Origin of the sequence: Actinoplanes sp. NPDC051475, from assembly GCF_040689425.1 — a bacterium.
Taxonomy (GTDB): domain Bacteria; phylum Actinomycetota; class Actinomycetes; order Mycobacteriales; family Micromonosporaceae; genus Actinoplanes.
Window position 1 is genome coordinate 1 of sequence record NZ_JBFAZZ010000005.1, and the last position, 11857, is coordinate 11857.

Sequence of the window (11857 nt, forward strand, 5' to 3'; positions counted from 1 at the left end):
ATTTTTCACGGGTGCTCTTGTGAAATGGATCATAAAAGCTGGCGCCCGACCACCGTGACGGTCGGCGCGCCCTTCGTTCGTCTCCGTCATCGTCCACCGGGGACGTGAACACCCAGAGCATCGATGAGGAAGCGTTCGGTACAACGATGGTCTCGGATCCGCAACAAGCTCCTTAACCGAACCTGAGCCTCTTCCCAGATTCCGCGCAATCGCTAAGGTCAGCGGCGCCGACGAAACGCTATCGGCTCGACGACGTTGGGGAGGCGTCGTCGCGGACCCGCCGTCCCCCGGCGGGTGCCGCCGCCTTCCTGGGTCGTGCCCTCTGTATTCCATCGCCCCCAGGAGTACGCGTGAAGTTGAACTCCCCTCTCCGCCGCGCCGCGACCGTCCTCGCCGGCGCCCTCATCGGCCTGGGCGGAGCCGCGGTCGTCACCGCGCCCGCCAGCGCGCACGCCTCGTCCGTCAACGGCACGGCGGTCTGCGACACCGCCACCGGCACGCGGATCGTGACGTGGACGCTCTCCAACGACTACCCGGCCGACGCCACCGTTGCGGACCTCAAGACGGCCCCCACCGACGTCGAGAACGCGGCCGAGGGCAACTTCGTCATCCCCAAGTCGGAGCACGGGCGGAACGGCGAGCTCACGCTCACGCAGAAGGTGACCGGCGACCCCGGGGAAGCCACCATCTCCTTCAAGTCCATCTGGTCGGTCGACGGCTACGTGGACCAGGACAACACGGCTCGCGTCGACCTCAGCGAGCCGTGCGCCCCCGCCGAGACGCCCTGCGTCGAGGCCGGCAAGGCGGCGTTCCACCACACCTTCGGCGTGACCGGCAACGGCTCCACCGCCACGGTGTCGCTCGACGAGGGCGTGAAGCTGTGCGACGGGGAGCCGGTCACGCTCGTCTCCTACTTCGCCCCGAAGCCGCAGTTCTCGGTGCCGCAGTACGAGTTCGACCACGACAGCGGCTCGATCGACAACGAGCACCGCTCGGTGACCCTGAACGTCGACGTGCCGGACTGCAACACCCAGGTCGACCTCTTCTTCGGTGGCGAGGACGACATCATCTCGGAGATCACCGAGGGCGGCCCGCGCTACGGCGACAAGAAGCTCGGCAGCAACGGCGGCCTCGGCGGCCGCTCGGAGGGCCCGCAGGGCTGGTTCAACGGTGGCGAGAAGGGCTGCCAGACCCCGGCGGTCGAGCCGCTGTCGCAGTGTGACGGCACGGTGGCGCTGAACCTCAGCAACAACGGCGAGATCAGCCGGTACGCGGTCGACTTCACCGTCAAGGCCGGCGAGTTCACCAAGACCGTCACGGTCGCCGCGGGCAAGGGCGAGACGGTCACCGTCCCGGCGGGCGCCGGCACCATCACGGTCAGCGCCGAGGGCATGGACGACGTCACGTACGACTGGGCCGCCCCCGCGGACTGCGCGCTGCCCACCGTCATCGTCGAGAACGACTGCGACACCGTGGCGATCACCGTCGAGAACCCCGAGGGCGTCACCCCGGCGACGGCGAAGATCACGTACGGCGACAAGACCGAGACCGCGACCGTGGCGGCCGGCAAGTCGGAGAAGGTCAGCTTCGAGGCCGGCAAGGCGACGTACGCGACGGTCGAGTTCCCCGGCCTGAACGTCGAGCCGATCAAGGCCACGCTCGAGAAGCTCGACTGCGACAACGGCGGCGGCGGTGGCGGCGACAGCGACAAGCCCAGCCTTCCCGTCACCGGCCCGGTGGCCGGCGGCATCGCGGGCGGCGCGGCCCTGCTGCTGATCGCCGGCGGCGTGCTGTTCCTCATGGCCCGCCGTCGCAAGATCACCTTCACCGCGTAGTACTTGCTCCGAGGGCGCGCCGATCTCCCGGTCGGCGCGCCCTTTCCACCCCTGCGAAGGCGGCTCCCGTTGAGACCCCTGCTCCACCGCATCGCCGCGGTCGCGGCAATGGCCATGATCGGACTGACCTTCGGGGCCCCCGCGCAAGCCGCCGGACCGGAAACCACCGTTACCGGCGCCGCCAGCTGCAACCCCGACAAGGGCGAGTGGCTGGTCTCTTGGACCGTCACCAACAGCGGCGCCTCATTCGCCTCGGTGGAGAGGCTGCGCACCGAGCCGGCGCCCGTACCGGGGCTGGCCAACGGTTTCCAGATCTGGCCCCGCACTCATAGCGGGACCGACGGCAGGGAAGTCTTCCACCAGACCCTGCCCGGCAGCACGCCGTCGGCCACGGTGTCGTTCGTCAGCTTGTGGACTCAGGAGGGGGTGCGGGACTACGACAACTCCGCGACCGTCGCCCTGGGCGAGTGCAAGCCGGCCGAGACGCCCTGCGTGGAGCCGGCCGGGGCGACGTTCCACCACGAGTTCGTGGTGGCCGACGGCCGCGCGACGGCGACCGTCACGGTCGACGACGGTCTCAAGCTCTGCAAAGACGAGCCGGTCACGCTGGTCAGCTACTTCGCGCCGAAGCCGCAGTTCTCGGTGCCGCAGTACGAGTTCGACCACCAGAGCGCCACGATCACCAACGACAACCGCTCGGTGACGCTCGCCGCGGCGCTGCCCGCGTGCAACGCCCAGGTCGACCTCTTCTTCGGCGGCGAGGACGACGTCATCGAGGAGATCACCGAGGACGGCCCGCGCTACGGCGACAAGAAACTCGGCAGCAACGGCGGCCTCGGCGGCCGCTCGAAGGGCCCGCAGGGCTGGTACAACGGCGGCGGGCGCGGCTGCCACGCGCCGGCCGTGGAGCCGCTGTCGCAATGCGACGGCACGGTGTCTCTGAACCTCAGCAACACCGGCGAGATCAGCCGGTACGCGGTCGACTTCACCGTCAAGGCCGGCGACTTCACCAAGACCGTCACCGTCGCGCCCGGCAAGGGCGAGACGATCGTGGTGCCCGCCGGCGCCGGCCCGATCACGGTCACCGCGGACGGCATGGACGACGTCACGTACGAGTGGCAGCGGCCCGAGGACTGCCCCGCGCCGACGGTCGCGGTCGAGAACGACTGCCGCACCGTCGCGGTAATCGTCACGAACCCCGCAGGCGTGACACCGGCGCGGGCCACGGTGACGTACGGCGACGACACGAAGGACCTCACCGTCGCGCCTGGCACCTCGGAGAAGGCGACGTTCCCGGCGCGGGACATCGCCGAGGCCACCGTCACCATCGACCACCTCGCACCCATCACCGTCGGGATCAAGAAGGCCGACTGCAACGGCGGCGGCTCGGGTCACGGCGACGGCAACGGCAACGGCGATGGCGATGGCGATGGCGATGGCGATGGCGATGGCGATGGCGATGGCGGCGGCAACGACAACGGCGGCGCGGCCGGCGGCGACGAGGGCGGCCTTCCCGTCACCGGCGCGGCCGCAGGGGCCGTCGCGGGCGGCGCGGCGCTGCTGCTCATCGCCGGCGGCGTGCTCCTCTTCCTGGCCCGGCGCCGCCGGGTGACCTTCACGCCGTAGGCCCTTACAGGAACGTCGGCGGCCGGAAGCTCCCATCGGTTTCCGGCCGCCACTCGTGGACGGCCGCCACCGCGTCGACGGGGATCGGGGCATAGAGATGCGGGAACTGCATCCCGCCCGGATCCGGTGGGTCACCGTCCTCCCACACCACGGGTACGGGCAGAAGCGCCTCGTCCAGCACCAGCAGCACGAGATCAGGACGCCCCCGGGCGAGCAGCGTCGCCGGAATGTGCACCTGCTCCGGCGTGGAGCAGTGGATGAAGCCCTGCGTCTCCAGGGACTCCGCTCGATAGGTGCCCGACGCCCGGGCGGCCTCCCACTCGGCGCGGGGGCAGAAGTGCAGGATCATCCCTTCTCCAAGTACTCGGCGCGTTCCTCGTCCACCAGGGCGGCGACCGAGGCCGCGAGCGCCGGGTGCCGGGCCAGGGTCGGATCGTCGCCGACCAGCTCGGCCGCCTCGGCGCGCGCATCGGTGATCAGGTTGCTGTCCCGCAGCAGGGAGAGCAGCCGCAGGTGGCTGTGCTTGCCGGACTGCGAGGCGCCCAGCACGTCACCCTCGCGGCGCTGCTCCAGGTCGAGCTCGGCCAGCTTGAAGCCGTCCGTGGTGGACGCCACCGCGTCGAGGCGCTCGCGGGCCGGAGTTCCCTCCATCGCCTCGGTGACCAGCAGGCAGATGCCCGGAGCGGAACCCCGGCCCACCCGGCCGCGGAGCTGGTGCAGCTGGGAGACGCCGAAGCGGTCGGCATCCATGATGATCATGACCGTGGAGTTGGGCACGTCCACGCCGACCTCGATCACCGTGGTCGCGACGAGCACGTCGAGGTCACCGGCGGCGAACCGGCGCATCACCGCGTCCTTCTCGTCGGCCGGCAGCCGCCCGTGCAGCACCCCGATCCGCAGCCCGTGCAGCGGACCTTCTTCGAGGATCGGCGCCACGTCCGCGACGGCCAGGGGCGGGCGGCGGGCAGGTTCACTATCGCTCGGCGGCTCCCCGTCGTCCTCGGCGCCTGCCGCGTCCCCGATCCGCGGGCACACCACGTAGGCCTGGTGCCCGGCCCGGACTTCCTCCCGGACGCGCTGCCAGGCCCGCTCGAGGAAGGCAGGCCGTTCCGGCGGCACGACGTGCGAGGCGATCGGCGACCGGCCGCGCGGCAGCTGGGAGAGGGTGGACGTCTCCAGGTCGCCGTACACGGTCATCGCGACCGTCCGCGGGATCGGCGTGGCCGTCATGACCAGCACGTGCGGGGGCTGGGCCGCCTTGGCCCGCAACGCGTCGCGCTGCTCGACGCCGAACCGGTGCTGCTCGTCGACCACCACCAGGCCCAGATCGTGGAAATCGACGCCCTCATACAGCAGGGCGTGCGTCCCCACGACGATCCCGGCACTGCCGTCCGCCACCTTCGCGAGCGCCGCGCGCCGGGCGGCCGCGCCGAGCGACCCGGTGACGAGGGTGAGCTGGGTGCCGGCCGGATCCCCGTCCAGCTCCCCGGCCCTGCCCAGCGTGCCGAGCTGGGCGCTGATGCTGCGATGGTGCTGCGTGGCGAGGACCTCGGTGGGGGCGAGCAGCGCGGCCTGCCCGCCGGCGTCGACGACCTGGAGCATCGCTCGCACCGCGACCAAGGTCTTGCCGGAACCCACCTCGCCCTGCAGCAGCCGGTGCATCGGATGGGCCCGCGCCAGATCCGCGGAGATCTCCTCACCGACCCTGGCCTGCCCCTCGGTGAGCTCGTAGGGCAGGGCCGCGTCGAACGCGGCCAGAATCCCGTCGTCACGTCGTGGCCGGGACCGTCCGGGAGCGGCGGCCGAGCGCGCCTTTCGCTGCACAAGCGTCAGCTGTACGGCGAAAGCCTCGTCCCACTTCAACCTGTACTTGGCCTTGAACAGCTCCTCCTTGGAGCTGGGCCGATGGATCTCGCGCAGGGCCGTACCGATGCCGACCAGGTTGCGGTTCGCCCGCACGGATCCGGGCAGCGGATCCGCGGGAGGCTCGAAGGTGTCGAGCACGGTCCGCACGCACTTGGCGATCGTCCACGTCGGCACGGCGGCCGCGGCGGGATAGACCGGAATCAGCGCCCCGGCGAACTCCTCGATCTCCTCGGCGGCCTCGTCCTGCGTCGCGTCGGCCCGCAGCAGCTGGTACGAGGGCCCGTTCAGCTGCCGCTTGCCCCGGAAATCGGTGACCTTGCCGGCGAACAGCCCCCACCGCCCGGTACGCAGCTCCCGCTCCCGCCACGCCTGGTTGAAGAAGGTGCAGGTCAGAGTCGCCCCGGACCCGTCCCCGACGGTGATCTCCAGCATGGTGCCGCGACGCTGGCGCATCGGGCGTACCGTCGCGCTCTTGACCTGGGCGAGCAGGGTGACCTGCTCACCGACCTCGAGCTGCCGCAGATCGGTGTGCTCGCCGCGCTCGTCGTAGCGCCGGGGGAAGTGGTAGATCAGGTCGCCGGCGGTGTGCAGGTCGAGGTGCGTGGCCAGGGCCTTGGCGGTTTTCTCCCCGAGCACCTTGCCCAGCGGGGTGGTGGTCGTCGTCGCGGTGGTCGTGTCGCTCATTCCACTCCAACCAGGAGGTGGTAGCGGGGCTGGCCGCCCGCGTAGCACTGCACCTCGACGAAGGGCCATGCCTGGGCGACATGCGTCCGCAGCACATCCTCGAGGACGGCCGGCGCATCGGCGCCGAGCACGAGGCTGACGAGCTCGCCGCCCCCGCCGAGCATCCGGTCGAGCAGTTGGCGGCACACCTCGGTCAGCGCCGTCTCCGGCCCGTCGCCGGCCGTCTCCGGGCCGTTCTCGGCCGGGATGATCACGTGGACTTCGCCGTCGACGAGGCCGAGCAGGTCGCCCGGATGGCAGCGGCCCGCGACGGTCAGCGCTTCCCGGGCCGCCGTGGTCACCTCGCCGTAGCGGCAGGCGCCGGCCGCCTCCGCCATCGCGATCACGTCGTCGTCGAACCGGCGCTGCGAATCCCGCACGGCGAGCGCGGCGAGGGCCTGCACCGGTGAGCGGGTCGGCACCACGCTCACGCGTACGCCACCGGCCGCCGCCTCGCGCGCCGCCGAGACCGCCACTGCATGGGTGTTGGCGTCGTTCGGCAGCAGCACGACCCGGCCCGCGCCGGTCTGAGCGATCGCCGCCAGCATCTCGGCGATGGACGGGTTACGGCCCACCACGACCGCGCCCTCCTCGGCGAACAGCGAGGTCAACCCGCCCCCCGCGGCCACGACGACAGCGCCCCGGTCCGCGGGCGCCCGGCCCGTCGCACCGCTCTGCGCACCGTTGCCCGGCGCGCTCGCCGGGTGGTCGGCGTGGGCGTGGCCATGGCTCCCGTCTGCATGATCATGAATGCGGTCCTCGAGCCGGCTCACCGAGATCCGGTACGGCCGCCCGGCGACGACCCCGGCCTCGACGGCAGCCCCCACGTGCTCCACGCCGACATGGACGTGCACGTTCCAGGTCTGCTGCCGGCCCTCCCCGGTCCCCACGACGACGAGGGAGTCGCCGAGCCCGTCGAGGGTGCCCCGCAGCACCTCCACGGCATCCGCCTCGGCGTCGAGCAGATACTGCACCTCGTAGCCGAAGTCGCCCGCGCCTTCCTCGGCGGCGTCGGTCGCCCCGGCCGCAGTCTCGGCCGTACTTGTTTCGGCAGTGGTGGTGCTGAGGGCCTCTACCAGGGCGTCGAGCAGCACGACCAGACCCCGGCCGCCCGCGTCCACCACCCCGGCCCGCGCCAGGACCGGCAGCTGCTGGGGGGTACGGGCCAGCGCCTCGGCCGCCGAGCGCGCCGCTTCTCGGGCCACCGCCACCAGGTCGTCGGACTTGATCCGGCCCGCGCCCTCGGCCGCGGCCGCCGCCACGGACAGGACGGTGCCCTCGACCGGCCGGGCCACCGCCGCGTATGCGGCCTCGCTTGCCTTGCGCAGCGCCTTAGCGAGCTCGAGGCCGCGCACGGAGACCGTCGTCGCGAAGGTGTCCGCCATGCCGCGCAGGATCTGGGAGACGATCACCCCGGAGTTGCCCCGGGCGCCCAGGAGCGCCCCGCGAGCCATCCGCCGCATCACCAGCCCCAGTGACGTCTGCGCCGCCTCGCCCTCATCGGCCGCATCCGTGACCGGCCCGGCGGCTTCCCCCTGCAGCGCCTCCTGGGCGGACATCAGGGTCAGGACGAGGTTGGTGCCGGTGTCCCCGTCGGGCACCGGATAGACGTTCAGCTCGTCGATCTCGTGCTGGTGCGCCCGCAGCGCAGCCAGCCCGGCGCCGCACCATCGGCGTACCGCGGCAGCGTCCAGGGTCTCCAGCACGCGAAAAGCGTACTAACCGCCACCGACAATTGCCGGGGCACGGGCGGGCTGATCGACGGTGTCCGGGGCGATTGGCTGTCCGGGGCGGGCATCGGGTAACCTGACCAGGTTGCCCGGGCGCACTCTGTCCGGGGCACCCTCAGTTCGCAGCCGGGCTTCGGTCAGTCCCGTCCGGCGTATCAATCCCAGGAGTACCCCGTGGCTAGCGTGTGCGACGTCTGTGGCAAGGGACCGGGCTTCGGCCACAACGTGTCCCACTCGCACCGGCGGACCAACCGCCGCTGGAACCCGAACATCCAGTCGGTGCGCACTCCGGCCGGTGGCGGCAACACCAAGAAGCTCAAGGTCTGCACCTCGTGCATCAAGGCCGGCAAGGTCGTCCGCGCCTGACGCCGGTGCGCCGGGCCCGAGGGTCCGGCCGACCGCAGCACTTCCCGTAACCGCCGGGTCTTCCGACCCGGCGGTTACGCGTGTCACAGCACCCGGGCGTAGGACAGCACCCCCGGCTCGCCCTTGTAGTAGCCGAAGTCCTCGATCCGCTCGTAGCCGCACTTCTCGTAGAGCGCGATCGCCTCGGGCTGCCTGTCGCCCGTCTCGAGAATGACCCGCTTGCAGCCGCGCTCCCGAGCCGAGTCCTCGATCGCGGCGAGCACCGCACGGGCCACTCCCCTGCCCCGCGCCGCCTCGATCGTGAACATGCGCTTGAGCTCGGCATCGTCGCCGTGAGCCCGCCAGCCCGCGCAGCCGACGAGGTGTCCGGTGGTGTCCTCCGCCACGAAGAACGCGCCCGTCGGCGGGGCGAAGTCCGTCGCCGCCACCGGGGTGTCGTCGCCCGTGCCGCCGTACCTGCTGCTCAGCTCGGCCATGGCGAGCTCGATGAGCCGCCGCACGGCGGGGTCGTCGAAGGGGGTCTCACGGATGATGATCTGTTCCACGCGGCAACGCTAACCCGTGCCGTTTTCTCAGACTCATCAGCTTCAGCGGAAGTGGTCCCAGCCCGTTCCGCCCTGCCACGGCTTCCGGTCGACCGTCACGCCCGTACCCTCGTGCACGCTGCCGATCACCCGCCATTCCGGCGGCAGAGTCACCCCGCGCGGGAAGGTCGCCGCCAGGGCGTGGTCGTCCCCGCCGGCCAGGAGCCAGATGTACGGGTCCACGCCCAGCGCCGAAGCCGCGTCGCGCATCTGGTCCGGCACCTCGAACGCCTCGCGGCGGATGTCGATGCCCACCACGCTGGCCGTCGCCACGTGGCCCAGGTCCTGCAGCAACCCGTCCGACACGTCGATCATCGACGTCGCGCCCAGCTCGGCCGCCGACACCCCGAGCGCGTACGGGACCGACGGCCGCCGGTACGCCTCCACGAGCACCTTCGGGGTCCGGAATCCCCGCGACAGCACGGTGTATCCCGCCGCAGCAAAGCCCGTACGCCCAGCGAGCGCGACCGTGTCCCCGGGCTGGGCCCCGCTTCGCAGCACCGGGTCGCGACCGCCGAGGTCGCCCAGCGCCGTGACCGCGATGGTCAGCGTCGGACTCGACGACATGTCCCCGCCGACCACGCCGGCGCCGACCAGGGCGGCCTCGGCGGAGAGACCCCCGGCGAGCTCCTCGGCCCAGGCGGCCTCCAGATCGGTGGGTACGCAAAGAGCCACCAGCAGCGCCGTCGGCGTGGCACCCATGGCCGCGATGTCGGCCAGGTTGGCGGCGGCCGCCCGGTGGCCGACGTCGGCGGCGCTCGACCAGTCGCGCCGGAAGTGCCGGCCCTCGACCAGGACGTCCGTCGAAGCCACCGTCCGGCCGTCCGGCGCGGCCACCAGCGCGGCGTCGTCACCCGGGCCGAGCAGGCTCGCCGGGCCGTCGCCGAGCCGCGCGACGATCCGGGCGATCAGCCCGAACTCCCCCGTCTCCGCGATGCTCACGTCCACCGTTCCCTCGATTTCCCCGTCGCGGTGCGCCCGCCCGGGCGACACCGTTATGTTGAAGCCCGCCGGGCAGGAGCCAGCGATGCGTGCCGCGAGGACCGCGCTCCGTACTGTAGTTTCACGTTCGGGTCGCCGGCGGCGGCGGATAGGAGTCGGATCGTGGTCCAGGCATACATCCTCATCCAGACGGAGGTCGGAAAGGCCCGTGACGTGGCCGCCGCGATCGACAAAATTCAGGGAGTGGTACGCGTCGACGCGGTCACCGGCCCCTACGACGTAGTGGTGCTGGCCGAGGGGCACAGTGTCGATGAACTCGGTCGGATGATTGTGAGCAGAATCCAGTACGTCCCGGGCATCACGCGGACCGTCACCTGCTCCGTGGTAAATCTCTGACATGGTGGATGTGGAGACCCGGACCGGACAGCAGCCCCCCGCGAAGGACCCGGCCGTCCGCAGCGCCGCCCTCTGGGCGACCGTGGTGGCGGTGCCGGTAGCCCTTCTGGTCGGACTGCTGATCTTCTTCCAGGTACTCCCCAGCGGCGAGGACGAACCCGCCGCGTCGGCCACGGCCACCCAGCCCGCGACGGTGCCCAGCACCCCGGTGCAGATGGCCGCGCCGAAGCTTGCCGCCCAGCCGGCCCAGGTGTGCCTCGCGGTGACGTCCCAGCTGCCGGTCAAGGTGCGCGACCTCGAGGCGCGGAAGGTCAGCGCCGGCCCGGAGCAGAACGCCGCCTACGGCGAGCCGCCCATCACGGTCGCCTGCGGCGTGGCTCAGCCCCGGACCTGCAAGTCCCTCGACGAGACCGGCTCGGGCTGCGTACCGATGGATTCTGAGCTTTTGAACATGAACCGGGTCTGCTGGTACGCCGCCCAGCAGCCGGCCGCCACCGTTTTCACCACGATGGACCGTGAGGTTCCGGTGCAGGTGACGGTGCCGAAACAGTACGAGCAGGCGGCACAGTGGGCCAACGAGTTCTCGGACGTGGTGGTGAAGACCGACAAGTCCCTCAGCAAGGGCGTCCCGAGCGGCTGCGTCTAGTGCAGCGGCTTCAGTGCAGGCCGGTCCCGCGGCGCAGTGCCGTGCGGATCAGCCGGTCGACGACCTTGGGGTATTCCAGCCCGGTCGCGGCCCACATCAGCGGGAACATCGACGTCGGCGTGAAGCCGGGCATCGTGTTGATCTCGTTGAGCAGGATCTCGTCGTCGGCCGTGACGAAGAAGTCCACACGGGCCAGCCCGGCGCAGTCGAGCGCCGTGAACGTGCGGCACGCGTACTCCTGCACCTGGCGAGCGACGTCGGGCTTGAGGTCCGCGGGGATCTGGTACGGAGTGCCGTCGCCGAGGTACTTGGCGTCGAAGTCGTAGAACTCGTCGCCGGTCGTGCTGACCATGATCTCGGCGAGCAGGGAGGCCTCAGGCGCGCCGCCCGCCTCCCCTTCGAGCACCCCGCACTCGACCTCACGCCCGACGATGGCCGCCTCGACCAGCACCTTGGGGTCGACCCGGCGGGCGTTGGCGACCGCCTCGTCGAGCCGGGACCAGTCGGTGACCTTGCTGATCCCGTACGAGGATCCGGCCCGGGACGGCTTGACGAACACCGGGAGCCCGAGGCGCTCCTTGTCGGCCTCGGACAGTGAGCAACCGGCCCGCAGCACCGCGTACGGCCCGACCGGGATGCCCTCGGCGGCGGCGAGCTTCTTGGTGAACTCCTTGTCCATGCCGGCCGCCGAGGCGAAGACGTTCGCGCCCACGTACGGGATCCCGGCCATCTCGAGCATGCCCTGGATGGTGCCGTCCTCGCCGTACGCGCCGTGCAGGGCGGGGAAGACGACGTCCACGCCGGACAGCACCGCGACCCCGTCGGCCGGGTCGACGACCATCAGCCCGGAGGAGGTGGGGTCGGCGGGCAGTACGACGGCCCGGCCCGACTCGGCGGTGACCTCCGGCAGCCGGCTGCCCTCGATGGCGAGGTGCGCGGGGTCGTCGCCGGCGAGCACCCAGGCGCCTTCGCGGGTGATACCGACCGGCACGACCTCGTACTCGTCGGGGTCGAGGGCGGCCAGGATGCTGCCCGCGCTCACGCACGAGATGGCGTGCTCGGTGCTGCGCCCACCGAACACGATCGCCACGCGGGTTTTGCGAGGGGTCGTCATGAAATGGCCTCTCGTTGCCGGACGTCGCT

The 11857-nt window shown here is 71.5% G+C and carries 11 protein-coding genes; 5 read left to right on the forward strand and 6 right to left on the reverse strand.

Going from position 1 to position 11857, the window contains the following annotated elements:
• Positions 1-350 precede the first annotated feature (350 nt).
• Together AB0368_RS11780 and AB0368_RS11785 are read left to right on the forward strand one after the other, a co-directional pair.
• Entirely contained in the window at positions 351-1835 is a 1485-nt protein-coding gene (locus AB0368_RS11780) for a cell wall anchor protein (RefSeq protein ID WP_366153807.1), read from the forward strand.
• Positions 1836-1904: 69 nt separating this feature from the next.
• Entirely contained in the window at positions 1905-3461 is a 1557-nt protein-coding gene (locus tag AB0368_RS11785) for a cell wall anchor protein (protein ID WP_366153808.1), read from the forward strand.
• 4 nt (positions 3462-3465) lie between these two features.
• On the opposite strand, the gene AB0368_RS11790 is transcribed toward AB0368_RS11785, so the two are convergent.
• From AB0368_RS11790 to AB0368_RS11800, 3 genes are read right to left on the reverse strand one after another with little or no spacing between them, the layout of a single operon-like run.
• Positions 3466-3810: a DUF952 domain-containing protein gene (locus tag AB0368_RS11790; protein WP_366153809.1), complete on the reverse strand. Its 345-nt coding sequence runs from the start codon at positions 3808-3810 to the stop codon at positions 3466-3468.
• Positions 3807-6011 carry an ATP-dependent DNA helicase RecG gene (gene recG / locus AB0368_RS11795; protein ID WP_366153810.1) on the reverse strand — a complete coding sequence of 735 codons (2205 nt, stop codon included), beginning with the start codon at positions 6009-6011 and terminating at the stop codon, positions 3807-3809. The genes AB0368_RS11790 and recG overlap by 4 nt, the downstream gene beginning before the upstream one ends.
• Positions 6008-7756, reverse strand: a complete 1749-nt coding sequence (locus AB0368_RS11800; RefSeq protein ID WP_366153811.1) for a DAK2 domain-containing protein — start codon at positions 7754-7756, stop codon at positions 6008-6010. Before AB0368_RS11800 ends, recG begins: the two co-directional genes overlap by 4 nt.
• Positions 7757-7954: 198 nt before the next feature.
• Between AB0368_RS11800 and rpmB the strand changes: the two genes are divergently transcribed.
• Positions 7955-8146 (forward strand): 50S ribosomal protein L28, encoded by a 192-nt coding sequence (gene rpmB / locus AB0368_RS11805; RefSeq protein ID WP_023561910.1) that lies wholly within the window; start codon positions 7955-7957, stop codon positions 8144-8146.
• Between the two features lie 83 nt (positions 8147-8229).
• Here rpmB and AB0368_RS11810 read toward each other — a convergent pair whose 3' ends face one another.
• Positions 8230-8691, reverse strand: coding sequence for a GNAT family N-acetyltransferase (locus AB0368_RS11810; RefSeq protein ID WP_366153812.1), 462 nt, complete (start codon positions 8689-8691; stop codon positions 8230-8232).
• Between the two features lie 42 nt (positions 8692-8733).
• Positions 8734-9672 carry a thiamine-phosphate kinase gene (locus tag AB0368_RS11815; RefSeq protein WP_366153813.1) on the reverse strand — a complete coding sequence of 313 codons (939 nt, stop codon included), beginning with the start codon at positions 9670-9672 and terminating at the stop codon, positions 8734-8736.
• A gap of 162 nt (positions 9673-9834) precedes the next feature.
• Here AB0368_RS11815 and AB0368_RS11820 point away from each other — a divergent pair, with 162 nt between their 5' ends.
• Both AB0368_RS11820 and AB0368_RS11825 read left to right on the forward strand, forming a co-directional pair.
• Positions 9835-10068, forward strand: coding sequence for an Lrp/AsnC ligand binding domain-containing protein (locus tag AB0368_RS11820; protein ID WP_366153814.1), 234 nt, complete (start codon positions 9835-9837; stop codon positions 10066-10068).
• 1 nt (position 10069) lies between these two features.
• Entirely contained in the window at positions 10070-10714 is a 645-nt protein-coding gene (locus AB0368_RS11825; protein ID WP_366153815.1) for a DUF3515 family protein, read from the forward strand.
• Positions 10715-10724: 10 nt separating this feature from the next.
• Here the strand turns inward: AB0368_RS11825 and AB0368_RS11830 are convergent, their stop codons facing one another.
• Entirely contained in the window at positions 10725-11828 is a 1104-nt protein-coding gene (locus tag AB0368_RS11830; RefSeq protein ID WP_366153816.1) for a D-alanine--D-alanine ligase family protein, read from the reverse strand.
• Positions 11829-11857 lie beyond the last annotated feature (29 nt).